Origin of the sequence: Serinicoccus sp. CNJ-927 (genome assembly GCF_001942435.1) — a bacterium.
Lineage (GTDB): Bacteria > Actinomycetota > Actinomycetes > Actinomycetales > Dermatophilaceae > Ornithinicoccus > Ornithinicoccus marinus.
The window spans coordinates 33,706-58,619 of the sequence record NZ_MKKF01000010.1 but is presented as its reverse complement, the minus strand read 5'-3'; the positions used below and the strand labels follow the sequence as shown (position 1 = coordinate 58,619).

The following is a 24,914-nucleotide window of genomic DNA, read 5'->3' as shown; positions in this document are numbered from 1 at the left end:
CTCCTGATCAGCGCCCAGTCCTCCATGGTGATCACACTCCAATCGTTGGCGGAGTGTCCACTTTTCGAGCGCCGCTACTGTCTACTTTTCAAGCGCCGCCGACATACGTAAGTCATCGGCACCTCCAGCAGGCCGACTGGACGCGGCATGAGCCAGGCACCCTGGCGGCAACCGTCGGGGCGACGATCCGTCTCGGTCGCGAGAGGAACGGTCGCGGCTCTTGCGAAGCAGCCCATCGGGAATGACGCGATTCCGAACGTGAGGCACCCAGCACGGCCGCGTCCCACCGCCATAGGTTGAGTGCGGAGGCGATTCGGGACATAACGCGCTGTTTGTCACGGCCAGGGCCACGATCGACCTGGCGCGGTGACGACCCTTTTCGAGCGATCCTCTGCAGCCTGCTCGTTCAGTCGCTGCGCCTAATGGGGGTGTAGTCACCCATCCGGAGGGTTCGGGTGGGAGGCTGTTGGCCGAGCAGGACCCTGAGGTCGTAGCGTTCGGTCACGACGAGCACACCTTCTACATGGCCAGCACGAGCATCCTGAGCGTGGACCCGCAGATCGAGCCCTGGCGCAGCCTGGACGTCACCGCGGGCGAGATGCGCCACGTCGCGCGCAACACGAAGATTGGCTGGGAGGAGTTCGACTGGTGGGACCGTGGCGGACTCAAGCGGCGGCTGAGCTACGGGCTGGACGAGTCGGACACCGCCATCCAAGTCGGTGACCCGCCCGACTTTGAGGAACCGTTCTGGACCTGGGTGGCCAACGCCGAACCCATCCCTGCCGAGAGCGGCACGCTGCCCGACCGGGACGGCCTGTGGGTCGAGGTTTCCGATGTCCTCATGGCCATGGTGCTCAACTCGCTGCTGAACCTGAACCCGCATGACATGGGCGCCTGGGACTGGAAGGTCGACACTTACCAGGTGCCACCGCTGTAAGGCTGGCGCGCCGGTTGGGCATCGCGACGGTCGGGGCGAGTCCTGGCGCCCCACCGGGGTCTACTTCCTGCCCTTCTCGCCCGCTGTGACGCGAGCAACCCGAGTGGAGGCCTTACCGACAGGTCGGCCAGGTCCGTTGGCGCCTCGGCGCCGCGAGCTTTCGACTCGTCCGAGCCATAAATCTACACATTCGAAGTTCTCAGGGACTGGGTCGTCGAGGCCTGACGCTGCTCGACCTCGAGCAGATGCACGAGCGTGCCGCTCACGAGCAGCACGATGGCCACCCAGGCAGGGAACACAAGCGCGAAGTGCCCCCACGAGCTCTCCGGTGCTGGCCACAGGCCGGCGACGAGCAGCCACGAGATCAGGAAGTACATGGGCCACGCGGCCCCCCACGTCAGCAGAGCGACGACGGGCCCCCAGAGCGCGACGAAGATGCGCCAGAGCCCGACCACCACGAGCCCGAGTCCGGCCAGCAGGGCCTTGTGTCCCACGTCCGAGCTGGGGGCGGTCAACATCGTGAAGGGTGCCAGCATGAGCAGCAGCATGATGGCGGCCGCGATGTTGCGACGGGTGCTCAGGTCCATCGAGAACCGCCCTTCGGGAAGCCGCTGAGGGCACTGTGAGACGAACGGTACTCCACGCGGGGTCAGTCTCCGCCGAGAAGAAGAGGATCAGACTTTGCCCATCTGAACCTTGCATAACGCCGCATTCGGGGCTCAAGGGGACGAGTCGCCCGCCGCCGACGGGGTGCCGCTCACCCCGGCGCACCTGCTCTACCTCGCCACCGCCGCCGGGGCCGGCGCGCTCGGTCTCGGCCAGCAGGTCGGCGACTTCGGCGTCGGCAAGGAGTTCGACGCGCTCTGGCTCGCACCGCCCGCCGGCAGCACGCTGGACACGGCACTGCGGCACGCGCCCGGAGACTCTGAGAGGCTGGCCCGGATCTTCGTCCTGGGCACCCCGGGAGATGTCGCCGCCACCTGGGTGGGGGGTCGGCTCGTGGCCGGCCACGCACCTGCCAGCACCACGCATACCCCAAGGAGCAGCCATGTCCACGCACGACCCTGACCGTCCGCCCACCGAGGGCGGCTCGCTGGCCGATCCGCACTCGGCCACCCCCGACCAGCTCGACACCGGCACCCACGACACCTCGCGGGCCGAGGTCGCCGCGCAGCAGGCCGACCACCGCGGCGGGGTCGTCCGGGGCAGCGACGCAGCACGTGCCGGCGCGCCCACCCAGCCCAAGAACGGGCTCGACCGCTTCTTCGGCATCAGCTCCTCGGGTTCCACCGTGCCGATCGAGCTGCGGGCGGGGCTGACGACCTTCCTGACGATGAGCTACATCATCTTCGTCAACCCCAACGTGCTCGGCAACGCCATCGACGTCGGCCCGACCACCTTCGTCCAGCTCCTCTCGGTGACCTGCATCGCCGCGATGTTCGGCTCGCTCGTCATGGGGCTCATCGCGCGCTACCCCTTCGCGCAGGCTCCCGGGATGGGGCTCAACGCCTTCTTCGCCTTCACCGTCGTCCTCGGGATGGGGGTGGCCTGGCAGACCGCGCTCGGCGCCGTCTTCATCTCCGGCGTCCTCTTCGTCGTGCTCAGCGTGCTCGGTGTGCGGAAGGCGATCGTCCAGGGCATACCCATGGGCCTCAAGCTGGCGATCACCGCCGGCATCGGCTCCTTCCTGGCCCTGCTGGGGCTGCGCAGCGCCGGCATCGTCGTCGCCAACGAGGCCACCCTCGTCGGGCTCGGCGACCTGGGAGCCCCGAGCGCCTGGCTGGCGGTCATCGGCCTCATCTTCACCGCGGTGCTGCTGCAGCTGCGGGTCAAGGGAGCGATCCTCTGGGGCATCCTCGTGACCTCGCTGCTGGCGATCGTCACCCGGGCCGAGGTCTACACGGGAGCGGACGGGTCCCCGGCGGCCTTCGGCGGGTTCACCGACGGCATCGTCGGTGCGCCGGTGTGGCCCTCGGACCTCGTCGGTCAGATGGACATCGTGGGCGCGCTCGGCCTGGGCCTGCTCAGCGTCGTCTTCACCTTCTTCTTCGTCGACTTCTTCGACGCCACCGGCACGCTGACCGGCCTGGCCCAGCGCTCGGGCTACCTGGACGAGAAGGGTGACATGCCGCGCGCCAAGACGGTCTTCTCCATGGACGGCCTGGCCTGCATGTTCGGCGCTGCGATGGGGACGTCGACGACCACGGCGTACGTCGAGAGCGCGTCCGGCATCGAGGAGGGCGGGCGCACCGGCCTCACCGCCACGGTCACCGGCCTGCTCTTCGGTCTCTCGCTGTTCCTGTGGCCGCTCGCCGGGGTGGTCCCGGGGGCCGCGACGGCACCGGCCCTGGTGCTCGTCGGCGCGCTGATGATGGACGGCATCCGGCACATCGAGTGGGACCAGGTGGCCGAGGGCGTGCCTGCCTTCCTCACGATCATGGTGATGCCGCTGACCTTCTCCATCGCCAACGGCGTCTCCATGGGCATCATCAGCTACTGCGCGATCAAGGCCCTGACCGGCAAGGCCAAGGAGGTCCACTGGATCCTCTACATCGTCGCGGCGCTGCTGCTGGCCCGTTACGTCTGGCTCGGCGAGTAGGGTCCGGCCATGCCCGGCGACCTGCACCTGCCCACCGCCCTGCTGGTGCTCGCCGTGGTCGTGCTGGTGCACCTGGTCGCGTGGTGGTGGCGGCGCCGCACGGCCCGCGGCTTTCTCTCCGAGACCGACCAGCAGACCTACGAGACGCTGCGCTCCGGTGCCCAGGCCGGCCGCAGCCTGCGCGCCGGCTTCACCGAGAGCCACGCCGACCCCGCCGCCCGGCACCTGCGCACCATGCTCGGCGCGACCGCGCTCGCGGTCTGCGACAGCCAGCAGGCGCTGGCCTGGTCCGGCCTCGGGGACCATCACCGCGAGCAGGCCGCGGGTCACGCCGCCCGGGTCCTCGCCAGCGGTGACGTGGCCGTCCTGACCCGGGCCGACCTGCCGTGCGAGGTGCCGGAGTGCCCGGTCCGCGCCGGGGTCGTCGCCCCGCTCGTGGTCGACGACCGCGTCATCGGCGCGCTCGCGGCATACTCCCCGCGCCCTTCCGCGGGCCTGGCCCGGGCGACCGAGCAGCTGGCCACCTGGGTGAGCGGCCAGCTCGAGCTGGGCGAGCTCGACCGCGAGCGGACCCGGGCGATGGAGGCCGAGCTGCGCAGCCTGCGCGCCCAGATCAGCCCCCACTTCATCTACAACTCGCTCGGCGCGATCGCCTCCTTCGTGCGCACCGACCCCGACCGCGCGCGCGAGCTGCTGCTCGAGTTCGCCGACTTCACCCGGTATGCCCTGCGCCGCGGCGGCGTCTACACGACCCTCGCCGACGAGCTGCGCAACGTCGAGCGCTACCTCGTGCTGGAGCAGGCGCGCTTCGGCGAGCGGCTGCGGGTCAACCTGCTCATCGCTCCGGAGGTGCTGCCGGTCGCGGTGCCCTATCTCGCGGTGCAGCCGCTGGTGGAGAACGCCGTGCGGCACGGGCTGGCCGGCAAGGAGGGGGTCGGCACGGTGACGATCACCGGCACCGACCTCGGCGACCTGGCCGAGATCGCCGTGGAGGACGACGGCGTCGGGTCCGACCCCGAGCTGGTCCGGCGCGCCCTGGACGGCGAGCCCGCGGCGGACGGCAGCGGCGGCGAGGGGATGGGCCTGGGCAACGTCGACGCCCGGCTGCGCCAGGTCTACGGCGACGACCAGGGCCTCGTCGTCGAGACCGCCCCCGGGCTCGGCACCAAGGTGATGTTCCGCGTGCCGAAGTATGCCCCCGGCGTCCACCCGGACGCATGAGCTCTTGACCACGTTGACCAGACCAACCAGACTAGAAGCATGAAGACTGTCAATGTCCAAGAGGCCAAGACGCATCTGTCGCGGCTCCTGGCCCGAGTGGAGGCGGGAGAGCGGGTGACCATCTCTCGGGCGGGAGTGCCGATCGCCGAGCTGCGACCGGTCGTCGCGGCGCCGCCGCGCGCCTTCGGCCCCATGGAGATCACCGTTCCGAAGGCTTCGATGACTCGCTCCCTGAGGAGGAGCTCGACCGGTGGGAGTGACGTATCTGCTGGACACCCACGTACTGCTGTGGCTGATCGGGGATCCAGGACAGCTGGACGAGGAGCAGCGAGGCCACCTCGCCGATCGCCGCAACGTCCTGCTCGTCTCCGCGGTGTCGGCCCTGGAGGTAGCGACGAAGGTGCGACTCGGCAAGCTCGTCGCCCCGGGCTGGTGGACGCCTGGTCGCGCCGGATAGCCGACATCGGTGCCGAAGAGCTTCCCATCACCGGTACGCACGCATTGCTGGCAGGGTCCATGAGCTGGCAGCACCGTGACCCCTTCGATCGGCTGCTCGTGGCCCAGGGCATCGTCGAGTCCGCGACCCTGGTGACCCGGGACAGCGCGATGAGGCAACTGCCCGCACCCCGCCTCTGGATGGTGTGACCCGACGCCGCCCGGAGGGCCCCGCCCTACGATGGCCGGCATGCGCGCTCTCGTCGTCGACGACGAACCGCCTGCCCTCTCCGAGCTGACTTTCCTGCTCGAGCGGGACGGGCGGTGCGAGAGCGTGCAGCCGGTGGGGTCGGGGGCCGATGCGCTGCGGGTGCTCGAGGCCGGTGGCGTCGACGTCGTCTTCTCCGACATCTCCATGCCGGGCCTCGACGGCATGGACCTGGCCCGGGTGGTCGCCCGGTCCGAGCGCTCGCCGCTCGTCGTCTTCGTCACCGCCCACGAGGAGCACGCCGTGGACGCCTTCGCGGTGCAGGCGGTCGACTACGTCATGAAGCCGGTCTCACCGGCTCGGCTCGCGCAGGCGGTGGACCGGGTGGTCGGCGCCCTGGCGCAGCGCACTGCCGCCGACCCGGCACAGGATCCCGAGCGCTCCACCGCCACGACCGGTGAGCCGGCGGACGAGCGGATCGCCGTCGAGCTGGGCGGGGTGACCCGCTTCGTTCGGCGCTCGACGGTCCGCTACGTCCAGGCTCAGGGCGACTACGTGCGGCTCTTCACCGGCTCGGCCTCGCACCTGCTCCGGGTGCCGCTCACCACGCTGGAGACCCGCTGGGGCGACGCCGGCTTCGTCCGCATCCACCGCTCCACCCTCGTCAACCTCGCCCACGTCGGGCAGGTCCGCCAGGGGCAGGGCAGGCTCGCGCTCCGGTTGCTGCCCGACGGCCCCGAGCTGCCGGTCGCCCGCCGGCACGCACGGGCGGTGCGCGAGCGGGTGCTCGCGACCGGCGGATGAGCGGGCAGGACGGCGCGCGGGTCCGCGTCACCTCCTCGCGCCGCGGTGCCACCGCCGCCCGTCGCCGCCCGCTCGCCGCGTCCCTCGTCGAGCAGACCGGGGCCGGGGAGCTCTACCTGCGGGGTCTGCTGCGGGCCCAGCTCCGGCTCGCGCTGCTCGTGCTGGCCGGGCTCGCGCTGGTCCTGGGAGGCATACCCGTCCTGTATGCCGTCCTGCCGGCCGCGCGGGACGTCCGGCTCGCCGGGGTCCCCGTCGTCTGGCCGGTGCTCGCGGTCCTCGTCTATCCCGTCCTCGTCGCGGTCGCCGCGTGGTACACCCGGGCGGCGACCCGGGTCGAGCGCCGGCTCTCCGCGACCGCGCAGGAGCGCTGAGCCGTGGCCGCCAGCCTCGCCGGTGGCGCCGTGCTGCTCGTCTGCCTGGTCACGGTCGCGCTGAGCGCTTTCGCGCTGCGGCTGTCTCGGCGGACCAGCGACTTCTACGTCGCCGGCCGCGCGGTCTCGCCGCAGCGCAACGCCGCCGCGATCGGCGGGGAGTATCTCTCCGCCGCCAGCTTCCTCGGCGTCGCCGGGCTGATCTACGACCAGGGCGTGGACGCGCTGTGGTACCCGATCGGCTACACCGTGGGCTACCTCGTGCTGCTCGTGCTCGTCGCGGCCCCGCTGCGCCGCTCGGGGGCCTACACGCTGCCCGACTTCGCCGAGGCCCGGCTCGAGTCCCGCCTGGTGCGCCACCTGTGCTCGGTCCTGGTCGTCTTCATCGGGTGGCTCTACCTCGTGCCGCAGCTGCAGGGCGCCGGCTTCACGCTCCGGCTGGTGTCCGGCGCGCCGCTGTGGCTGGGTCCGGGCGTCGTCGTGGTCGTCGTGGTGCTGTCCGTCGCGGCAGGGGGTATGCGCTCGATCACCCTGGTGCAGGCGGTGCAGTACTGGATCAAGCTCACCGCGCTCGCGGTCCCCGCGGGCATCCTGCTCGCCGTGTGGTGGGGCAGCCGGGGGCCCGGCCTGGACGTCGCGCAGAGCTGGGTGCTGCCGGGCGGCGGCCCTGCGGGCGGTGGGCACGGGCTCTACCGCACCCTGTCGCTGGTGCTCGCGCTGGCGCTCGGGACGATGGGGCTGCCGCACGTCGTCGTGCGCTACTACACCAACCCCGACGGCACCGCTGCCCGCCGCACCACGGTGCGGGTGCTCGTGCTGCTCGGCCTGTTCTACGTCGTCACCGTCGTGTATGCCCTCCTCGGCCGGGCCTACCTGCCCACCCTGGGAGCGGGGGAGCGGCCGGACACGGTGGTGCTGCGGCTCCCCGCGGAGGTGCTGCCCGGACTGGGCGCCGAGCTCCTCCTCGCCGCCCTGGCCGGCGGGGCCTTCGCGGCCTTCCTCTCCACCTCCTCCGGGCTGGCTCTCGCCGTGACCGGCGTGCTCAACCAGGACGTCGTGCGGCCGGTGCTGGCCCGGGTGGTGCCGGGCGACGCCTCGGAGGTCGCCGGCTTCCGGATCGCCGCGGTGCTGGCCGTGCTCGTGCCGGTGGCCGGGGTCGGGGTCTTCCCCGAGGTGCCGCTGGCGGCCTTCGTGACGCTGGCCTTCGTCATCGCGGCCTCGACGTTCTTCCCACTGCTGGCGCTCGGGGTCTGGTGGCCGAGGCTCTCGGTACAGGGTGCCGCCGCCGGGCTGGTGACCGGCACGGTGCTGGCGACCGCAGCGGTCGCCAGCACCGTGCTCGCCGACGGATCGGACGGCTGGGCCGCCGCCCTGCTGGCACAGCCCGCGGCCTGGATCGTGCCGCTCGTCTGCGCCGTCATGGTCGGGGTCTCATTGCGGACCCCGGCCGGGATCCCCCGGGGAGCGGCCCGCACGCTGGTGCGGCTGCATACCCCGGAGGACCTCACGGCCTGACTTGGCGGGTCAGAGGTGGCTGGTGATCTCCGCGTCCTCGCGCAGGGCCGCGATGAGCTCGTCGGTGGCGGCGGCCTGCTCCTCGGCCCGGAGCTGCTCGGCGAGCTGGTCCTTGACCTCGTCGAACTCGGGGATCTCGGGCTGCGGGGCGGCGGTGCCGCTCGCGCCCGACTCACCCTCGGGGGCCGCCTCCTCCTGCTGGGCGACGAGCTCGTCGTAGTAGTCCCGCAGCTCCTCGTCCGAGGGGTCCTCGACCTGCGCCTCCTCCTCGACATAGGCCTGGATCGCGAGCTGGGCGCTGGCCTCCCGGCGCGCCGTCTCCTCGTCCATGCCCTGCTCCTCGAGGACGCCGAGGAACTCCTCGACGGACTCCAGGCCGTTGCCGGTCGCGAGCTCCTCGAGCAGCCCGTCGACCTCCTCCTCGGTGGGCTCGAGGCCGGCCTCCTCCGCCGCCTGCCGCAGCAGCACGCTGTCGACGACGGTGTCGAGGGTGTCGGCCTGGAGCTGCTCGGTGTCCAGCTCCTCGCCGCTCATCTGCGCCTGCCCGGAGGCGCTGGCGAACTGGCTCTCGTAGTAGGTGGCGAACTCGTCCTTGGCCACGTCCTCCCCGTTGACCGTGGCGACCGGGTCCGGGACCTCGCTCAGGTCCGGCTCGGGCATGGCCTCGGGGAGCTCCGGCGCTGCGCTGCTGCTGGCGGCGTCGTCCGGCGCGGGGCTGCTGCTGCTCGCGGCGTCGCCGTCGCCACCGCCGTCGGTGCTGCACGCGGTGAGGCCGGCGAGGCTGAGGGTCAGGCCTAGGCTGATCGTGGCGAGCTTCCGTCGAGCGGACATCGTCCATCTCCCTGGTCGGGTGCGGGTGTGCAAGCCGCGGAAACTAGCACGCCCGCATGGGCCACCCACCCGGGATTCTCCCAGGCTTCACGCAGGTGCGGAGGATGCCGGCCGCCGGGCGCGCGTCGGGCGCCGCTCGCCGCAGGATCAGCACCCGGTGACCGGCCGGACCTGCGCCCCGGGGGTGGGGCACGGCATACTCGGGACCGACCCCGAGCGCGAGGAGCACCGATGTCCGACGAGGGACTGTCCAACCTGCTGCACGAGGAGCGCACCTTCGCCCCGAGCGATGAGTTCGCCGCCCAGGCCAACGGCTCGAGCGAGCTGTTCGACCGGGCCCGGGAGGACCGGGAGGCTTCTGGGCCGAGCAGGCGCGGACCTACCTGGACTGGGAGACCGACTTCGACCAGGTGCTCGACTGGTCCGAGGCGCCCTTCGCCAAGTGGTTCGTCGGCGGCCGGCTCAACGCCTGCGTCAACGCGGTCGACCGGCACGTCGAGGCCGGGCACGGCGACCGGGTCGCGATCCACTGGGTCGGCGAGCCCGAGGACGACACCCGCGACATCACGTATGCCGAGCTGCACGAGCAGGTGCAGCGGGCCGCGAACGCGCTCACCGACCTCGGTGTGCGCGAGGGCGACACGGTGATGATCTACCTGCCGATGGTGCCCGAGGCCGCCGTCGCCATGCTGGCCTGCGCCCGGCTCGGCGCGCCGCACTCCGTCGTCTTCGGCGGCTTCTCCTCCGACGCACTGCGCAGCCGCATCGCCGATGCCGACAGCAAAGTCGTCATCACCGCCGACGGCGGCTACCGCCGCGGCAAGCCCTCCGGGCTCAAGTCCGTGGTCGACGGCGCGCTGGAGGGGGACACCCCCGTCGAGCACGTTCTCGTGGTGCGACGCACCGAGCAGGACGTCGAGTGGACCGAGGGCCGCGACGTCTGGTGGCACGAGGCGCTCGAGGCGGCCGACGCGACCCACGAGGCGCAGGCCTTCGACGCCGAGCACCCGCTGTTCATCCTCTACACCTCCGGCACGACCGGGAAGCCCAAGGGCATCGTGCACACCACCGGGGGTTACCTGCTGCAGACGGCGTACACCTCGCACGTCGTGCACGACATCCACCCGGAGACGGACGTCTACTGGTGCACCGCCGACGTCGGCTGGGTGACGGGGCACTCCTACATCGTCTACGGGCCGATGACGCTGGGCGCGACCCAGGTGATGTACGAGGGCACGCCGGACACCCCGCACCAGGGCCGGTTCTGGGAGATCGTCCAGGACAAGAAGGTGACGATCCTCTACACCGCGCCCACGGCCATCCGGACCTTCATGAAGTGGGGCAAGGAGATCCCGGAGAAGTTCGACCTCTCCAGCCTCAAGCTGCTCGGGTCGGTCGGTGAGCCGATCAACCCCGAGGCGTGGATGTGGTACCGCGAGGTCATCGGCGGGGGCCGCTGCCCGATCGTCGACACGTGGTGGCAGACCGAGACCGGCGGCATCATGATCTCCCCGATCCCCGGCGTCACCGAGACCCGGCCCGGCTCGGCGCAGCACCCCATCCCGGGCATCAACGCCGTGGTCGTCGACGACATGGGGCAGCCGGTGGAGAAGGGGTCCGGCGGCTACCTCGTGGTCACCGACCCCTGGCCGTCGATGCTGCGCGGGATCTGGGGCGACCCGGAGCGTTACAAGGAGACCTACTGGAGCCGGTTCGAGGACATGTACTTCGCCGGGGACGGCGCCAAGCTCGACGAGGACGGCAACATCTGGGTGCTCGGGCGGGTCGACGACGTCATGAACGTCTCCGGCCACCGGATGTCGACCGCGGAGATCGAGTCGGCGCTGGTCAGCCACCCGAAGGTCGCCGAGGCGGCGGTCGTCGGCGCGGCGGACGAGACGACCGGTCAGGCGATCTGCGCCTTCGTCATCCTGCGGCAGGAGGCTGTCGAGGAGGCCGACGAGGCCGGCGAGGGGCAGGACCTCGTGGCCGAGCTGCGCCAGCACGTCGCCAAGGAGATCGGCGCCATCGCCAAGCCGCGTCAGATCATGGTCGTGCCCGAGCTGCCCAAGACCCGCTCGGGCAAGATCATGCGCCGCCTGCTCAAGGACGTCGCGGAGAACCGCGAGGTCGGCGACGTCACCACGTTGGCCGACTCCTCGGTCATGGACCTCATCAGCAAGGGCATGGACTCCGGCGACTGAGGAGCCTCGCACGCACTGAGCGCCGGCATGACACAGGAGAGCCTCCGCGAGGAGGCTCTCCTGCGACGTGGAGGCTCCCGGTCGCGGCGCCTCAGCGGCTCTCCCAGGCGTCCGGCTGGTCCAGCAGCGCGGACACCGGGGGAGCGAACGTGCCGTCGCGCAGCTGCGCCAGCGAGGTCCCGTCGAGGACCTCCCGCAGCGCGGCCCGGGTCGCGACCCAGAGGGCGGGGAGATGCTCCGCCTCGCCGGGGTATGCCGTGTCGTGCGGCCGCAGGCCCCGCACCTCGGCGAGCGGGCCGTCGACGGCGCGGATGATGTCGCCGACCGCGATCTGGTCCGCAGGACGGGACAGCAGGTAGCCGCCGCGGGCGCCGCGGCGAGACGCGACGAGCCCGGCCCGGCGCAGGTCGGCGACGATGGCCTCGAGGAACTTCACCGGCAGGTCCTGCGCCTGGGCGAGCCGGTCGACCGACACGGGCGCGGGCTCCTCGGCGCCGGGGTCGTCGTGGTCGGCGGCCAGGGCCAGCATCGCCCGCACCGCGTAGTCCGAGCGCGCCGAGATGTCCACCACCCCAGTGTCTCGCACCGGCCCGGGCGGGGTCGGTCGCACCGTCGCTTGACATTAATCCTACTGAACCGACAGGATTAAAAGGAATAGGGCGATTCCCGCCCTGCCCCGCGCCGCTCGACCCCCAGGAGGGGACCCATGCGCCAGCTCATCCTGCTCAGCCTCGTCGGTCTCGCCGCCCAGCTCGTCGACGGGGGCCTGGGCATGGCCTACGGCGTGACGACGACCACGCTGCTGCTCATGCTCGGCACCAACCCGGCGGCGGCCTCGGCCACCGTCCACCTCGCCGAGATCGGCACGACCCTGGCCTCGGGCACGGCCCACTGGAGGTTCGGCAACGTCGACTGGAGGGTCGTGCTGCGGGTGGGTGTGCCCGGCGCGGTCGGCGCCTTCCTCGGCGCCACCGTGCTGAGCTCGATCGACGCCGAGGTGGCACGGCCCATCACGGCGACGATCCTGCTCGCCCTCGGGGTCTACCTGCTCGTCCGGTTCACCCGCAGCGGGATGCGCACCGATCGCCTCGGTCAGCCGTTGCGCCGCCGCTTCCTCGCGCCGCTGGGCCTCTTCGCGGGCTTCCTCGACGCGACCGGAGGGGGCGGCTGGGGTCCGGTGGGCACCCCCGCCCTGCTCGCGAGCGGGCGGATGGAGCCCCGGAAGGTGGTCGGCTCGATCAGCGCCTCGGAGTTCCTCGTCGCCCTCGCGGCCAGCCTGGGCTTCCTCGTCGGTCTCGGCCACCAGGGCATCAACCCCACCTGGGTGCTGGCGCTGCTGGCAGGCGGCGTCGTGGCCGCACCCATCGCCGCCTTCCTGGTGCGGATCGTGCCGGCGCGCCTGCTCGGCGTCGCCGTCGGCGGCCTCATCGTGCTCACCAACGCGCGGACGCTCCTGCGGTCCGAGGCGATCGACGCCGGCGACGTCACCCGCTCGCTGGTGTATGCGGTGATCGTCGCGGCCTGGCTGGGCGCGGTGAGCTACGTCGTGGCGGCGCTGCGCGTCAGCCGTGCCTCCGCAGATGCCTCCACGGCCGACTCAGAGCGAAGCTCCGCCCGCTGACCTCCGTCACGGTGATCGCGACGACGTTGAACTTCTCCGTGCCGACCCACGGCCGCAGCCGCAGGTTGTCGACCTCGCGGGCCTCCTGCCCCTCGAGGATCCCCGCGGTGCCGCGGGCGACGACGCTCCAGGCGGTCTCCGCCTCGTCGTCGACCTGGTCGATCTCGAAGGCGACGTCGGAGTCCATCACCACACCGAGCAGCTTGGAGCCCTCCGCGGTGCGGAAGACGAGGCGGTCCCGGTCGACGGCGTAGTTGACCGGGGCGATGTGCACCTCGTCGGTGAGGTGGTAGGCCAGGCGGCCGAACTCGTGCTGGCCGAGGAGGTCCCAGCACTCCCGCTCGGAGAGGGTGGTCGTGGGCGAGTCGCTCATCATCTGCTCCTGTCGTCCGGGTACGACCATGCTACTACCTGAGGTCGTACGTCGTCCGGCCGTAGGTCCCGGACCTCACGCCCTGGCCGGGGTCACCCTCCGAGGGCCCGTTCGACGGCGCCCTGCACCTGGGTGACCGCGAGCCAGGCGAACAGCAGGGCGCAGACGCCCATGAGGACGTTGACGACCGGGCCGTTGCGCCACTCCTTCGGGGTCCGGGCCGTGTTGAGGATCCAGAGCAGGGTGACGGCGAGGAACGGCATGAAGAAGGCGCCGAGGACGCCGTACGCCAGGATGAGCCACACCGGGCGGCCGAGGAAGAGCATGATCATCGGCGGGAAGGTCAGCCAGAGGATGTAGGCCTTGTACCAGGTGCCGCCGAGCCGCACGCTGGGGTCGTCCTTCGGCAGCCGGCGGACGTGACCGACGAAGTCGGCGAACATCATCGAGACGCCGTTCCACACCCCGACCAGCGAGCTCATCGCGGCGGCCCAGAAGCCGACGAGGAAGACGGTGCCGGCCCACGCGCCATAGCGGTCCCGGAGCACCTCGGAGAGGTCGAGCAGACCCTCGTCGCCGGTCTCGACCGCGATGCCGGCGGAGTAGAGCAGCTCGGCGCCGACGATCAGGGTCGAGATGACGAAGATGCCGGTCACGGTGTAGGCGACGGTGTTGTCGAGCCGCATGACCCGCATGTGCCCCGGGGTGGTCCACCCCTTCTCCCGGATCCAGTAGCCGTAGGCGGCCAGCGTGATCGTGCCGCCCACCCCGCCCGCGACGGACAGGACGTTGATGAGCCCGCCCTCGGGGATCCGGGGGACGAGGCCGGTCACGAGCTCGGGGATGTTGGGGAGCGTGAGCAGCGCGGCGACGAACATCGTCACGAACATCAGTCCAACGAGCGCCGCACAGACCTTCTCGAAGAGGGCATACCGGCCGAACCACACCAGCGCCGCACCGACGAGGCCGGACAGGATGCCCCACCAGGTGACGGACAGCGCCGGGAAGAGGCTCGCGAGCGGTAGTCCCGTCCCGGCCATCGCGGCGGCGCCGTAGACGAAGCCCCAGATGACGATGTAGGGCGCGAAGTACCACGTCGTCCAGCGGCCGAGCGTCGCCCAGCCCTCGTAGATCGTGTTGCCGGTGGCGAGCGAGTAGCGGCCGGCGCCCTCCACCAGGACCACCTTCATCAGGCAGCCGACGATGACCGCCCAGAGGAGGGCATACCCGAACCGCTGCCCGGCGATGACCGTCGCCACCAGGTCGGCGGCGCCGACACCGGTCGCGGCGACGATGAGGCCGGGGCCGACGAGGCTCCACCCGGCGCGGGAGTCGGGGGCGGTCTGAGACTGCGTCGTCATGGGTCCTGTCTACACCGGGTGTGCGTCGACCAGCGCGGGACGGGCGCGTGGCAGGCTGAGGTATGCGCGTGACCGAGCTGTGGAGGTATCCCGTCAAGTCCTTCGCCGGGGAGGCGGTGGACACCTCGGGCGTCGAGCCGTGGGGGCTGGCGGGGGACCGGCGCTGGGGCGTGGTCGGTCCCGACGGCTTCCCGGTGACCGCGCGCGAGTGCCACGGGCTGCTGGGGCTGACCGCGCGGCAGGTCGACGAGGAGACGATCCGGATCGCCGCGCGTGACGGTGACTCGATCCTGGTGGAGACCCCGCTCGGGGTGCCGGTGGTGGCGGTCGGCCACTCGCGGCAGGGATTCGCCCCGCCCGCGGACGCGGACGTCAGCGAGTGGATCTCCGAGAAGGTCGGGCGCGGGCTGCGCCTGGTCTGGCAGGAGGACCCCGGCGTGCGGCGCATCTCCGGCGCGCACGGCGGGCAGGAGGGTGAGTCGATGTCGCTCGCCGACGCCGGGCCGATCCTGCTGACCAGCGAGGTGTCGCTGACGCGGGTGGGCGACTGGATCCTCGAGGGAGGTGGCGAGCCGGTGCCGATGTCGCGGTTCCGGCCCAACGTCGTGATCGACGGGGAGAGCGCCTTCGCCGAGGACGACTGGGAGTTCGTGACGATCGGGGAGGTCCGCTACCGACGCACCGAGCTGTGCGACCGGTGCGTCATGACGCAGATCGACGGCGAGACGCTGGAGACCGGCAAGGAGCCCATCCGGACGCTGGCCCAGCACCGCCGGTGGGACGGCACGACGTGGTTCGGCATCCGGCTCGTGCCGGTCGGGCTGGACGACGCGCCGGCGCAGGTGACGGTCGGCGACGAGGTCGCTCCCGGCTGAGTCGTCGCGGGACGCCGTCCCGCAGCGTCACCGTCAGGCTCGCCCGCTGCGCTCCTGCCCCGGCGCCAGGACCTCGATCCGGTTGTCGAAACCGTCCCGGCAGTGGAACCGCTCGTAGCCCTCGAAGCTGTGGCGCTCGGACCAGTCCACCTCGAAGCCGGCACTCCGAAGATTCGCGGCGGAAAGGGGAGGCATCACACGGATTCATGAGAGCTTTGGCGCGCCCGCCTGCGCTGATGACCAGCAAGAGTGCCCACGCGGAGGCCCCCGTCCAGAGGACTATCCCGACGCCAAGACACATCGTGGGTCCAGCCCGACTACCGAACGCTCTCTTGTCGATCCGGTTCTCAGTGACATGGACGGTGCGGGCGTCTCGGCCGTTTGTGGCACGCCAGGAACGAGGCGACGTAGAGTTGGAGCATACCCAACGACGGGAGGCACGACGTGCCACGTGCTGGTCGGCAGCAGACCGAGGAGCTCACACCCCGGTCGGCCCGGGCGGAGTCAGTCCGGGAGATCGCGGCGCGACAGGCGGGGGAGCGGGGGCCGCTCCTGGAGATCCTGCACGCCGTGCAGGCCGCGCACGGCTACGTCGCCGACGAGGACGTCGCCGAGATCGCCGACGTCCTCAACCTCTCGGTCGCCGAGGTCCACGGGACGGTGAGCTTCTACCACGACTTCCGGCGCACCCCACCGCCCGAGCACACCGTGCAGGTATGCCGTGCCGAGGCCTGTCAGGCGGTCGGCGCCGCGGACCTCTACGCCGCGGCTCAGGAGCGCTTCGCCGGGCGGGACGACGTCGAGGTGCGCGAGGTCTTCTGCTTCGGCAACTGCGCGCTCGGCCCCAGCGCGAGCGTCGACGGGCGCCTCCGGGGTCGTGTCACCGCCGACGACCTGGCCGCCGCGGAGTCGGGGTGGTCCCGATGACCACCGTCTGGGTGCCGCAGGACTCCTCGGCCCGCGCCGTCGGCGCCGACGAGGTCGCCGCGGCGCTCGCACACGTCGAGGGGGTCACCGTCCGGCGCAACGGCACCCGGGGCATGCTCTGGCGCGAACCGCTCGTCGAGGTCGAGACCGAGCGCGGGCGGGTGGCTACGCCGCGGTCACGGCCGACGGCATACCCGACCTGGTCGGGGCGGGGATGCTCACCGGCGCCGATCACGAGACCTGCATCGGGGTGGTCGACGACGACCCGTGGCTCACCGGGCAGGACCGGGTGAGCCTGGCGCGGATCGGGCTGGCCGAGCCGACCGACATCGGCGCCTACGAGCCCAGGGCGGCTGGGCCGGGCTCCGGCGGGCGCTCGAGCTCGACCGCGCCGACGTCGTCGAGGAAGTGCTCACCTCGGGCCTGCGCGGCCGCGGCGGCGCGGGCTTCCCCACCGGCATCAAGTGGCGCACCGTCCTGGAGGCGGACAGCGACCAGAAGTTCGTCGCTTGCAACCTCGACGAGGGCGACTCCGGCACCTTCGCCGACCGGATCCTCGCCGAGGCGGACCCGTTCACCCTCGTCGAGGGCATGACCATCGCGGCGGTCACGGTCGGCGCGACCGAGGGCTACATCTACTGCCGCAGCGAGTACCCCGACGCCATCGCCCGGCTCCGCGACGCCATCGCGGTCGCCGCCGAGCACGGCTACCTCGGCGACGACGTCGCCGGCAGCGGCCGGGCGTTCCGCCTCCAGGTGCGCGTCGCGCCGGCGCCTACATCTGCGGCGAGGAGACCTCCATGCTGGAGTCCCTCGAGGGCCGTCGTGGCGAGGTGCGCGCCAAGCCGCCGATCCCTGCGTTGCACGGCCTGTGGGGCAGCCCGACCGTGGTCAACAACCTGCTGTCCTTCGCCGCGATCCCGACGATCCTCGCCGACGGCGGTCAGGCGTATGCCGACCGCGGCGTCGGGCGCTCACGCGGCACCCAGATCTTCCAGCTGGCCGGCAACATCGCCCGCGGCGGCGTCTTCGAGGCGCCGCTCGGCATCACGCTGCGCGAGCTCGTCGAGGACATCGGCGGCGGCACCCGCACCGGTCGTCCGGTCCGCGCGGTCCAGGTCGGCGGACCGCTCGGGGCCTACCTGCCGGCCGACCGGCTGGACGTCCCGATGGGCTACGAGGAGCTCGCCGAGGCCGGCGGCATGCTCGGCCACGGCGGTGTCGTCGTCTTCGACGACACCGTGGACATGTCGCGCATGGCGCGCTTCGCGATGGAGTTCTGCTCGGTCGAGTCGTGCGGCAAGTGCACCCCGTGCCGGATCGGCTCCACCCGCGGCGTCGAGACCATCGACAAGATCACCAGCACGCCCGCCGGCGCCGAGGGGCGCGACCAGCTCTTCGTCCTCCTCGAGGACCTCTGCGCCACCATGACCACCGGCTCGCTGTGCGCCATGGGCGGCCTCACGCCCGTCCCGGTGCGCAGCGCGCTCACCCACTTCCCGGAGGACTTCGGAGGGAGCCCGCCATGACCGCCACCATTCCCACCGCCGAGCAGGTCGCGAGCCGGCTCGGGCAGGCCAGCCGCGAGGGCGACATCACCGGTATGCCGGGGGTCACCCCTGGCGCCACCGACGGGGCGACGGGCGCGGCATACCTGCCCGAGCCCGACTTCGGCACCCCCGAAATGCGCAGCGGGACGACCGTCACCCTGACCATCGACGGCCGCGAGGTCACCGTGCCCCAGGGCACCTCGGTCATGCGCGCGGCCCGCGAGGCCGGCGTCGAGATCCCCAGCCTGTGCGCCACCGACTCGCTCAAGGCCTTCGGCTCGTGCCGCCTCTGCCTCGTGGACATCGAGGACGGCAAGGGCAAGCCCGCGTCCTGCACCACGCCGTGCTCCGACGGGGCCGTCGTCCGGACCGACACCGACGAGGTCCGCCAGCTGCGGCGCGGGGTCATGGAGCTCTATCTCTCCGACCACCCGACCGACTGCGCCGGCTGCGCCCGCGGCTCCTGCGAGGTCGCGGCGCTCGCCCGCCAGACCGGGGTCGCCGAGGTGCGCTACGGGCTGCCCGACCCGCTCGACCGGGGCGAGCGCGACACCTCCAACCCCTACTTCGACTACGAGCCGGACGCCTGCATCGCCTGCTCGCGCTGCGTGCGCGCCTGCTCCGACATCCAGGGCACCTTCGCGCTCACCGTCGAGGGCCGCGGGCCCGCCTCGCGGATCGCGCCCGGGCCGACCGACTTCTTCGGCTCGGAGTGCGTCTCCTGCGGCGCCTGCGTCCAGGCCTGCCCCACCGACGCGCTCACCGAGAAGTCCGTCATCTCCCTGGGTATGCCCAAGCGCGTCGTGGAGACCACCTGCGCCTACTGCGGGGTGGGCTGCTCCTTCCGCGCCGAGGTCACCGACTCGCGCGACCAGGAGACCGGCGAGACCCGCACCGAGGTCGTGCGGATGATGCCGCTCAAGGCGGGTAAGGCCAACGAGGGCCACTCCTGCGTCAAGGGCCGCTTCGCCTACGGCTACACCGACCACGCCGACCGGCAGATGTCGCCGATGGTCCGCGACACGATCGAGGACGAGTGGCGGGTGGTGAGCTGGGAGGAGGCGATCCAGCGGGTCGCCGACGGCTTCCGCGCGATCCAGGACCGTCATGGGGCCGGCAGCATCGGAGCCATCTCGTCCTCCCGTTGCACCAACGAGGAGGTCTACGTCGTCCAGAAGATGGTGCGCGCGGCCTTCGGCAACAACAACGTCGACACCTGCGCCCGGGTCTGCCACAGCCCGACCGGCTACGGCCTCAACCAGACCTTCGGCACCTCCGCCGGCACCCAGGACTTCGCCTCGGTCGAGGAGACCGACGTCGTCCTGCTCATCGGGGCCAACCCCACCGACGCGCACCCCGTCTTCGCCTCCCGGATGAAGCAGCGGCTGCGCGAGGGCGCGCAGATCATCGTCGCCGACCCGCGCCAGATCGACCTCGTGCGCACCCCGCACGTCGAGGCGTCGGCACACCTGCCGCTGCGGCCCGGCTCCAACGTCGCCTTCGTCAACGCGATGGCGCACACCGTCGTCACCGAGGGCCTGCACGACAAGGGCTTCCTGGAGGAACGCTGCGAGGACGTCGAGGCCTACCTCGACTTCATCCGCTCGCCGGAGAACTCACCGGAGGCGACCGCCGAGGCGACCGGCCTCGACCCGGAGGAGGTGCGCGAGGCGGCCCGGCTCTACGCCGCCGCACCGAACGGCTCGATCTACTACGGCCTCGGCGTCACCGAGCACAGCCAGGGCTCGACGATGGTCATGGGCATGGCCAACCTCGCGATGGTCACCGGCAACATCGGCCGCCCCGGCGTCGGCATCAACCCGCTGCGCGGCCAGAACAACGTGCAGGGTTCCTGCGACATGGGCTCCTTCCCGCACGAGCTGCCCGGCTACCGGCACATCTCGCTGCCCGAGGTCCGCTCGATCTTCGAGGACCGGTGGGGCGTCACCCTCGACCCCGAGCCGGGGCTGCGGATCCCCAACATGTTCGACGCCGCGATCGGAGGCAGTTTCAAGGGGCTCTTCGTGCACGGCGAGGACATCGCCCAGTCCGACCCCAACCTGCAGCACGTCCGCGCCGCGCTGACCAGCATGGACATGGTCGTGGTCCAGGACCTCTTCCGCAACGAGACCGCGCGCTACGCCCACGTCTTCCTGCCGGGCTCGAGCTTCCTGGAGAAGGACGGCACGTTCACCAATGCCGAGCGGCGGCTCGGGCGGGTGCGTCCGGTCATGCCGAGCCGGGTCGGCAAGGACGAGTGGAAGGTCGTGTGCGAGATCGCGACGGCGATGGGCTATCCGATGGAGTATGCCTCCGCATCGGAGATCATGGACGAGATCGCCGCGACGACGCCCACCTTCGCCGGGGTGAGTTTCGCCCGTCTCGACGCCGAGGGCTCGATGCAGTGGCCGGTCAACGAGAAGGCCCCGCAGGGGACCCCGACGATGCACGTCGACGCCTTCGTGCGCGGCAAGGGCAAGCTCGTCCCGACCGTCTTCGTGCCCACGACCGAGACGACCAACCGGCGGTTCCCGCTCATCCTCACCACCGGGCGGATCCTGTCGCAGTACAACGTCGGGGCGCAGACCCGCCGCACCGCCAACTCCTCCTGGCACCCCGAGGACGTGCTCGAGGTGCACCCCGCGGACGCCGAGATGCGGGGGATCAGGACCGGCGACCGGGTCGAGCTCGCGAGCCGGGTCGGGGCGACGACGCTCACCGCGCTGGTGTCGGAGCGGATGCAGCCCGGTGTGGTCTACACGACCTTCCACCACCCGGTGACCGGCGCCAACGTCGTGACGACGGAGAACTCCGACTGGGCCACCAACTGCCCGGAGTACAAGGTGACGGCGGTGCAGGTCGGGGTCGCCAACGCGGGCCGGGAGCATGAGGCGGCGGAGGCGGCCGAGGTCAGCGACGGGCACGAGCCGGTCGACCCGGCGGTCGACGTGGTGGGGGCGCGCCGGTGAGCCGGCGCGAGCCGGACCTCGACGCCCCGACCGACGCCGACCCGAGCCCGGACCAGGGCCCGCCGACAGGGGAGGGCGTCGACGTGCATACCCGTCAGCACCAGCCCGCCGAGGTGCGGATGGGCGAGGACATCGCGCGGGCGATGGCGCACCACCCGCCGGAGCGCGCCGCCGAGGAGATCGCCACCCACATCCGGAAGTTCTGGGACCCGCGCATGCGGGCCTCGATCGTCGGGCGGATGGAGCGGGGCGAGTCGATGGACGAGCTGCTGCGCGCCGGCGTCGCGCTCTACCGCCAGGGTGAGATCGACCGCGGCGAGGTCGCCAAGCCCTCCGGCGGGTGATCCCGGTGCTGACACGGGCGCGCGGGCAGACTGCCCCCATGACCGAAGCGGTGCGGCGGCAGTGGTTCGAGCCGAGATATGCCTTCGCCGGGCTGGGCTGGGGCGTCCTCGTAGGGATGGTCACCGGTGCCGTGCTGGCGATCCTCGTGCTGGTCGAGTCTCGGGGCGAGGACCCCGACGTCGGGCTGACCGTCTTCGGGATGCTGTACGGAGCGGCGGTGTATGCGCTGCTGGGGGCGATCTCGGGCCTGCTCTGTGCGGTCGTGCTGCCGGCCGTGTCGGGCCGGCGTGCCCACTGGTGGGCGGCGCTGGTGCTGACAGCCGGTATCTGGGCGCTCGCGGCGGTCCTGCTGTTCACCTATCTGGTCCAGGCGGGGGGCGTAGAGGTCGCGGGCACGTCCTGGATGCTCGTCCCGCTGGCACTGGCCACCCTGCCCGGGCTGGCTGCCGGTGTGCTCGTGGCTCGGTCGACCCGCAACCTGCGCTGACTGGCAGCCGCTTCGCCCACTGACAGCCTCTTCGTCACATCAGAGCCTCCCCGAGGAGGCTCCGGTGTGACGGACCGGCTCTCAGTGCGAGAGGCCCTCTCAGCCGGCGGGCGGATCCCCCGCCGTGGCGCGGCGGTGCCAGGCCCACAGGCCCGCGCCGAGCAGCGCGAAGCAGGCGCTGGTCAGGGCGGTGCTGAGCAGGGTGCCCGTCACCAGCGGCGAGATCAGCCCGGCCAGCAGCGCGTTGAAGACCAGCGCCGCGAAGGAGGCCATCGACGCGGCGGCGCCGCGCTGCTCCGGGAAGAGGTCGAGCATCGCCAGCTGCTGCACCGGGAAGGCCACGCCGATCGCCACGCCCATCAGCGCCGGCCCGACGACGGCCCACGGCAGGCCCGGCGCGAGCCAGCAGAGCACGACGTTGACCAGCGTCCCGCCGAGCAGGACCACCATCGTCACGTCCACCATCGGCCCGGGGTCCACCCGCTCGGCCAGCCGGTTGGTGAGCATCGAGCCGGTCACCATGCCGCCGATCATCGGCACGAAGAGCATCCAGAAGTCCTGCTCGCCGCGCCCCAGGAGGTCGACGACGATGATCGGTGCGGCGACGACATACAGGAAGTAGGAGGCGAAGACGAAGGCGGCCGAGAAGGCCAGCCGCTCAAAGCGTCCGGACCGTGCCACGCCCCACAGCGACCCGAGCACCGAGCCCACCCGCAGCGAACTGCGTCGCTCCGGCGGGTGCGTCTCCGGCAGCACCACCGCGGTGAGCACCGCCGCCGCGATCCCGTAGGCCGCGACGAACCAGAAGATCCAGTGCCACGGCCCGAAGCGCAGGATCTCGCCCCCGATGACCGGCGCGATCGCGGGCGCGATGGCGAAGATCATCATCACCCGCGCCATGAGCTTCTGCGCCTCGGCGCCGGAGAAGAGGTCGCGGATCACCGCCCGGCTCACGATGGTCGCCGCCCCGGCGAAGAGGCCCTGCATCACCCGGGCCGCGAGCAGCACCCCGAAGCTGGGCGCGAGCGCGCAGACGACGGAGGCGACGACATACCCGAGCAGCCCGCCGATCATCACCGGTCTGCGCCCGAGCGCGTCCGAGATCGGGCCGTGGAAGACGCTCATCACCGCGAAGCTGATAAGGTAGATCGAGGTGATCTGCTGCAGCGCGGTCGCGTCGACCTCGTAGTCCCGCCCGATCGCCTCGAAGCCGGGGAAGATCGTGTCGATGGTGAACGGACCGATCATCGCCAGCGCGGCGAGCGTCGTCGTGACCAGGAGCGTGGCGCGCCGAGGGTATGCCGTCGCGCCGGTCTGCGGCTGCGGCGGACTGGTGGTCACCCGGTCACGGTAGCGCCGGGACTGTGGACGGGCGTCGGCGGCACGGTCATGATGCCGCCGACGCCACCTTCATGGTCATGCAGGCCGCCCCGCAGGAGGGGTCCGCGAGGGCCTGAGGGGTACCATCATGGCTCGAGGGCGCGGCCACGACGGCTCCGCGCCCTCTCGTCATGACCCCAGCAGCAAGGAGAGTCCGTGAGCGTCGCCGGCATGGGAGCCATCCCGATCGAGGGCGGCTACGCCTTCCGCGTCTGGGCACCGAACGCCACCGGCGTGAGCGTCATCGGTGACTTCAACGGGTGGGACCCCGAGGCTCACGGGATGGAGCACGAGGGCAACGGCCACTGGTATGCCGAGGTCCCGGGCGCGCAGATGTGGCAGGAGTACCAGCTGCTCGTGAGCAACGGCGAGCACAGCTTCCACCGCATCGACCCGCGGGCGCTGGCGGTGACGAACTCCGTCGGCAACGGCCTGCTCTACGACCACGGCGCCTTCGACTGGGAGGGCGACGACTTCACGCCGCCGCGTCAGCACGAGACGGTCATCTACGAGACCCACATCGGGTCCTTCGTCGCCACCGAGGACGGCCGGCCGGCGAACCTCGGCGACCTCATGGGCAAGCTCGACTACCTCGTCGGGCTCGGGGTCAACGCCATCGAGCTGATGCCGCTCATGGAGTTCGCCGGCGACTACTCCTGGGGTTACAACCCGGCCCACGTCTTCGCCGTCGAGTCCAGCTACGGCGGGCCCGAGGCCCTCAAGACCTTCGTGCGGGAGGCGCACAAGCGCGGCCTCGCGGTCTACGTCGACGTGGTCTACAACCACTTCGGCCCCTCGGACCTGCCGACCTGGCAGTTCGACGGGTGGTCCGAGAACGGCAAGGGCGGCATCTACTTCTACAACGACCACCGCTCCTCGACGCCATGGGGCGACACCCGGCCCGACTACGGGCGGCAGGAGGTCCGCGACTTCATCCTCGACAACGCCCGCATGTGGCTGCGCGACTACCACGCGGACGGGCTGCGGCTGGACATGACGCCCTACATGCGTCGGGTGGACGGGACGCACGGCGACGAGATCCCCGAGGGCTGGGAGATGATGCGCCGGATCGGTGAGATGGTCCGCACCGAGTTCCCCCGGCACCTCGTCATCGCCGAGGACCTCCACGGGGTCGCGGCGGTCACCTCCACCGAGCCCGGTGGCGCGGCCATGCACGCCCAGTGGGACACCAAGTTCGTGCACCCGGTGCGCGAGGCCCTCATCACCCAGGACGACGCGCACCGCTCGATCGCCGCGGTCGCGGCCGCCGTGACGCATACCTATCAGCACGCCTTCGACCGGGTGATCTACACCGAGTCGCACGACGAGGTGTCCAACGGCAAGGCGCGGATCACCTCCGAGGTGCAGGGCGACAACCCCAGCGGGTGGAACGCCCAGAAGCGCGCCACCCTCGGCGCGGCCCTGGTGCTCACCGCGCCGGGCCTGCCCATGCTGTTCCAGGGGCAGGAGTTCCTCGAGGACGAGTGGTTCCGCGACAACGTGCCGCTGGACTGGGAGCGAGCGTGGGCCTTCCGCGACATCACCCAGATGTTCCGGGACCTGATCCGGCTGCGGCTCGACGCCGACGGGGTCAGCGCCGGCCTCGCCGGGCCGCACACCAACGTCGTCGCCGCCGACGAGGACGCCAACGTGCTGGCCTACGTCCGGTCCACGGGCGACGGGCAGCACGTCCTGGTCGCGATCAACCTCTCCGCGCACGCCGTCCAGCGGCCGGTCGAGCTGCCGGGCGGGCACTGGCGGGTGCGCTTCAACAGCGACGCCCGGGCCTACAGCCAGCTCTTCGGCGACCACGCGACACCGGACATCGACGCAGGTGACGGGCATGGCACCCTGGATCTCGGGCCCTACTCGGTCGTGATCTACTCGCTCGCCTGAGGCCT

At 71.6% G+C, this 24,914-nt stretch carries 25 protein-coding genes and 3 pseudogenes; 21 read left to right on the top strand and 7 right to left on the bottom strand.

Going from position 1 to position 24,914, the window contains the following annotated elements; translation table 11 throughout:
• Nucleotides 1-466 precede the first annotated feature (466 nt).
• Complete coding sequence (locus tag BJF86_RS03940; protein ID WP_075817055.1) at nucleotides 467-937, top strand: hypothetical protein; 471 nt, start codon at nucleotides 467-469, stop codon at nucleotides 935-937.
• 182 nt (nucleotides 938-1,119) lie between these two features.
• Here BJF86_RS03940 and BJF86_RS03935 read toward each other — a convergent pair whose 3' ends face one another.
• On the bottom strand, nucleotides 1,120-1,524 hold the full coding sequence (locus tag BJF86_RS03935) for a hypothetical protein (RefSeq protein WP_075817054.1): 405 nt from the start codon (nucleotides 1,522-1,524) through the stop codon (nucleotides 1,120-1,122).
• 109 nt (nucleotides 1,525-1,633) lie between these two features.
• Between BJF86_RS03935 and BJF86_RS03930 the strand changes: the two genes are divergently transcribed.
• From BJF86_RS03930 to BJF86_RS03895, 9 genes and pseudogenes are all read left to right on the top strand, one after another.
• Nucleotides 1,634-2,005 (top strand): amidohydrolase family protein, encoded by a 372-nt coding sequence (locus tag BJF86_RS03930; RefSeq protein WP_083652696.1) that lies wholly within the window; start codon nucleotides 1,634-1,636, stop codon nucleotides 2,003-2,005.
• Nucleotides 1,986-3,536 (top strand): NCS2 family permease, encoded by a 1,551-nt coding sequence (locus tag BJF86_RS03925; protein ID WP_083652695.1) that lies wholly within the window; start codon nucleotides 1,986-1,988, stop codon nucleotides 3,534-3,536. Before BJF86_RS03930 ends, BJF86_RS03925 begins: the two co-directional genes overlap by 20 nt.
• A 9-nt stretch (nucleotides 3,537-3,545) precedes the next feature.
• Nucleotides 3,546-4,757: a histidine kinase gene (locus tag BJF86_RS03920; protein WP_083652694.1), complete on the top strand. Its 1,212-nt coding sequence runs from the start codon at nucleotides 3,546-3,548 to the stop codon at nucleotides 4,755-4,757.
• 39 nt (nucleotides 4,758-4,796) lie between these two features.
• A pseudogene (locus BJF86_RS19730) lies at nucleotides 4,797-4,898 on the top strand (type II toxin-antitoxin system Phd/YefM family antitoxin); the annotation flags it as partial.
• Nucleotides 4,899-5,007: 109 nt separating this feature from the next.
• Entirely contained in the window at nucleotides 5,008-5,214 is a 207-nt protein-coding gene (locus BJF86_RS18685) for a hypothetical protein (RefSeq protein ID WP_237768076.1), read from the top strand.
• Nucleotides 5,190-5,402, top strand: coding sequence for a type II toxin-antitoxin system VapC family toxin (locus tag BJF86_RS19725; protein ID WP_414819928.1), 213 nt, complete (start codon nucleotides 5,190-5,192; stop codon nucleotides 5,400-5,402). Before BJF86_RS18685 ends, BJF86_RS19725 begins: the two co-directional genes overlap by 25 nt.
• A 40-nt stretch (nucleotides 5,403-5,442) precedes the next feature.
• Nucleotides 5,443-6,204, top strand: a complete 762-nt coding sequence (locus BJF86_RS03905; protein WP_083652699.1) for a LytR/AlgR family response regulator transcription factor — start codon at nucleotides 5,443-5,445, stop codon at nucleotides 6,202-6,204.
• On the top strand, nucleotides 6,201-6,575 hold the full coding sequence (locus BJF86_RS03900; protein ID WP_075817051.1) for a hypothetical protein: 375 nt from the start codon (nucleotides 6,201-6,203) through the stop codon (nucleotides 6,573-6,575). Before BJF86_RS03905 ends, BJF86_RS03900 begins: the two co-directional genes overlap by 4 nt.
• Nucleotides 6,576-6,578: 3 nt before the next feature.
• Nucleotides 6,579-8,090, top strand: a complete 1,512-nt coding sequence (locus tag BJF86_RS03895) for a cation acetate symporter (RefSeq protein ID WP_075817050.1) — start codon at nucleotides 6,579-6,581, stop codon at nucleotides 8,088-8,090.
• A gap of 9 nt (nucleotides 8,091-8,099) precedes the next feature.
• Here BJF86_RS03895 and BJF86_RS03890 read toward each other — a convergent pair whose 3' ends face one another.
• On the bottom strand, nucleotides 8,100-8,921 hold the full coding sequence (locus BJF86_RS03890) for a SurA N-terminal domain-containing protein (protein ID WP_075817049.1): 822 nt from the start codon (nucleotides 8,919-8,921) through the stop codon (nucleotides 8,100-8,102).
• A 231-nt stretch (nucleotides 8,922-9,152) separates the two neighbouring features.
• Between BJF86_RS03890 and acs the strand changes: the two are divergent.
• Nucleotides 9,153-11,125 (top strand): annotated as a pseudogene (gene acs / locus BJF86_RS03885) (acetate--CoA ligase).
• A gap of 91 nt (nucleotides 11,126-11,216) precedes the next feature.
• Here the strand turns inward: acs and BJF86_RS03880 are convergent.
• Nucleotides 11,217-11,693: an RrF2 family transcriptional regulator gene (locus BJF86_RS03880; RefSeq protein WP_075817063.1), complete on the bottom strand. Its 477-nt coding sequence runs from the start codon at nucleotides 11,691-11,693 to the stop codon at nucleotides 11,217-11,219.
• Between the two features lie 138 nt (nucleotides 11,694-11,831).
• On the opposite strand from BJF86_RS03880, the gene BJF86_RS03875 reads away from it, so the two are divergent.
• Nucleotides 11,832-12,746, top strand: a complete 915-nt coding sequence (locus tag BJF86_RS03875) for a sulfite exporter TauE/SafE family protein (RefSeq protein WP_075817048.1) — start codon at nucleotides 11,832-11,834, stop codon at nucleotides 12,744-12,746.
• On the opposite strand, the gene BJF86_RS03870 is transcribed toward BJF86_RS03875, so the two are convergent.
• The gene (locus BJF86_RS03870; RefSeq protein WP_083652698.1) at nucleotides 12,688-13,119 is read right to left on the bottom strand and encodes a pyridoxamine 5'-phosphate oxidase family protein; all 432 of its coding nucleotides are present in this window, start codon (nucleotides 13,117-13,119) and stop codon (nucleotides 12,688-12,690) included. The genes BJF86_RS03875 and BJF86_RS03870 overlap by 59 nt on opposite strands.
• 92 nt (nucleotides 13,120-13,211) lie before the next feature.
• On the bottom strand, nucleotides 13,212-14,480 hold the full coding sequence (locus BJF86_RS03865) for an Nramp family divalent metal transporter (protein ID WP_075817046.1): 1,269 nt from the start codon (nucleotides 14,478-14,480) through the stop codon (nucleotides 13,212-13,214).
• A 62-nt stretch (nucleotides 14,481-14,542) separates the two neighbouring features.
• Here BJF86_RS03865 and BJF86_RS03860 point away from each other — a divergent pair, with 62 nt between their 5' ends.
• On the top strand, nucleotides 14,543-15,355 hold the full coding sequence (locus tag BJF86_RS03860; protein WP_075817045.1) for an MOSC domain-containing protein: 813 nt from the start codon (nucleotides 14,543-14,545) through the stop codon (nucleotides 15,353-15,355).
• A gap of 33 nt (nucleotides 15,356-15,388) precedes the next feature.
• Here BJF86_RS03860 and BJF86_RS17845 read toward each other — a convergent pair whose 3' ends face one another.
• Nucleotides 15,389-15,550, bottom strand: coding sequence for a hypothetical protein (locus BJF86_RS17845; protein WP_158068368.1), 162 nt, complete (start codon nucleotides 15,548-15,550; stop codon nucleotides 15,389-15,391).
• A gap of 249 nt (nucleotides 15,551-15,799) precedes the next feature.
• Between BJF86_RS17845 and BJF86_RS03855 the strand changes: the two genes are divergently transcribed.
• The 7 genes and pseudogenes from BJF86_RS03855 to BJF86_RS03835 all read left to right on the top strand — a co-directional run bounded on the left by BJF86_RS03855 (nucleotide 15,800) and on the right by BJF86_RS03835 (nucleotide 21,633).
• Nucleotides 15,800-16,282 (top strand): NAD(P)H-dependent oxidoreductase subunit E, encoded by a 483-nt coding sequence (locus BJF86_RS03855; protein WP_075817044.1) that lies wholly within the window; start codon nucleotides 15,800-15,802, stop codon nucleotides 16,280-16,282.
• Nucleotides 16,279-16,575, top strand: coding sequence for a hypothetical protein (locus BJF86_RS18680; protein WP_237768075.1), 297 nt, complete (start codon nucleotides 16,279-16,281; stop codon nucleotides 16,573-16,575). Before BJF86_RS03855 ends, BJF86_RS18680 begins: the two co-directional genes overlap by 4 nt.
• Nucleotides 16,550-16,987: pseudogene (locus BJF86_RS18675) on the top strand (hypothetical protein); the annotation flags it as partial. The gene BJF86_RS18680 and the pseudogene BJF86_RS18675, both read left to right, overlap by 26 nt.
• Nucleotides 16,988-17,082: 95 nt before the next feature.
• Nucleotides 17,083-17,811 carry an NADH-ubiquinone oxidoreductase-F iron-sulfur binding region domain-containing protein gene (locus tag BJF86_RS18670; protein ID WP_237768074.1) on the top strand — a complete coding sequence of 243 codons (729 nt, stop codon included), beginning with the start codon at nucleotides 17,083-17,085 and terminating at the stop codon, nucleotides 17,809-17,811.
• Nucleotides 17,808-20,801 (top strand): formate dehydrogenase subunit alpha, encoded by a 2,994-nt coding sequence (fdhF, locus tag BJF86_RS03845; protein ID WP_083652692.1) that lies wholly within the window; start codon nucleotides 17,808-17,810, stop codon nucleotides 20,799-20,801. The genes BJF86_RS18670 and fdhF overlap by 4 nt, the downstream gene beginning before the upstream one ends.
• Entirely contained in the window at nucleotides 20,798-21,145 is a 348-nt protein-coding gene (locus BJF86_RS18280; protein WP_202817314.1) for a formate dehydrogenase subunit delta, read from the top strand. The genes fdhF and BJF86_RS18280 overlap by 4 nt, the downstream gene beginning before the upstream one ends.
• Nucleotides 21,146-21,183: 38 nt before the next feature.
• Entirely contained in the window at nucleotides 21,184-21,633 is a 450-nt protein-coding gene (locus tag BJF86_RS03835) for a hypothetical protein (protein ID WP_075817043.1), read from the top strand.
• 99 nt (nucleotides 21,634-21,732) lie between these two features.
• Here the strand turns inward: BJF86_RS03835 and BJF86_RS03830 are convergent, their stop codons facing one another.
• Nucleotides 21,733-22,974, bottom strand: a complete 1,242-nt coding sequence (locus BJF86_RS03830) for a multidrug effflux MFS transporter (RefSeq protein ID WP_075817042.1) — start codon at nucleotides 22,972-22,974, stop codon at nucleotides 21,733-21,735.
• Between the two features lie 195 nt (nucleotides 22,975-23,169).
• Between BJF86_RS03830 and BJF86_RS03825 the strand changes: the two genes are divergently transcribed.
• Nucleotides 23,170-24,909 (top strand): alpha-amylase family glycosyl hydrolase, encoded by a 1,740-nt coding sequence (locus tag BJF86_RS03825; protein WP_237768073.1) that lies wholly within the window; start codon nucleotides 23,170-23,172, stop codon nucleotides 24,907-24,909.
• The last annotated feature ends 5 nt before the right edge of the window (nucleotides 24,910-24,914 follow it).

What these genes read in the sequence shown, in the direction of transcription:
- BJF86_RS03935 (WP_075817054.1), bottom strand. Translation starts at nt 1,524, where the DNA reads ATGGACCTGAGCACCCGTCGCAACATCGCGGCCGCCATCATGCTGCTG.
- BJF86_RS03890 (WP_075817049.1), bottom strand. Translation starts at nt 8,921, where the DNA reads ATGTCCGCTCGACGGAAGCTCGCCACGATCAGCCTAGGCCTGACCCTC.
- BJF86_RS18680 (WP_237768075.1), top strand. Translation starts at nt 16,279, where the DNA reads ATGACCACCGTCTGGGTGCCGCAGGACTCCTCGGCCCGCGCCGTCGGC.
- BJF86_RS18670 (WP_237768074.1), top strand. Translation starts at nt 17,083, where the DNA reads ATGCTGGAGTCCCTCGAGGGCCGTCGTGGCGAGGTGCGCGCCAAGCCG.
- BJF86_RS03835 (WP_075817043.1), top strand. Translation starts at nt 21,184, where the DNA reads ATGACCGAAGCGGTGCGGCGGCAGTGGTTCGAGCCGAGATATGCCTTC.
- BJF86_RS03905 (WP_083652699.1), top strand. Translation starts at nt 5,443, where the DNA reads ATGCGCGCTCTCGTCGTCGACGACGAACCGCCTGCCCTCTCCGAGCTG.
- BJF86_RS03920 (WP_083652694.1), top strand. Translation starts at nt 3,546, where the DNA reads ATGCCCGGCGACCTGCACCTGCCCACCGCCCTGCTGGTGCTCGCCGTG.
- BJF86_RS03875 (WP_075817048.1), top strand. Translation starts at nt 11,832, where the DNA reads ATGCGCCAGCTCATCCTGCTCAGCCTCGTCGGTCTCGCCGCCCAGCTC.
- BJF86_RS03925 (WP_083652695.1), top strand. Translation starts at nt 1,986, where the DNA reads ATGTCCACGCACGACCCTGACCGTCCGCCCACCGAGGGCGGCTCGCTG.
- BJF86_RS17845 (WP_158068368.1), bottom strand. Translation starts at nt 15,550, where the DNA reads ATGCCTCCCCTTTCCGCCGCGAATCTTCGGAGTGCCGGCTTCGAGGTG.
- fdhF (WP_083652692.1), top strand. Translation starts at nt 17,808, where the DNA reads ATGACCGCCACCATTCCCACCGCCGAGCAGGTCGCGAGCCGGCTCGGG.
- BJF86_RS03870 (WP_083652698.1), bottom strand. Translation starts at nt 13,119, where the DNA reads ATGAGCGACTCGCCCACGACCACCCTCTCCGAGCGGGAGTGCTGGGAC.
- BJF86_RS03865 (WP_075817046.1), bottom strand. Translation starts at nt 14,480, where the DNA reads ATGACGACGCAGTCTCAGACCGCCCCCGACTCCCGCGCCGGGTGGAGC.
- BJF86_RS03860 (WP_075817045.1), top strand. Translation starts at nt 14,543, where the DNA reads ATGCGCGTGACCGAGCTGTGGAGGTATCCCGTCAAGTCCTTCGCCGGG.
- BJF86_RS03900 (WP_075817051.1), top strand. Translation starts at nt 6,201, where the DNA reads ATGAGCGGGCAGGACGGCGCGCGGGTCCGCGTCACCTCCTCGCGCCGC.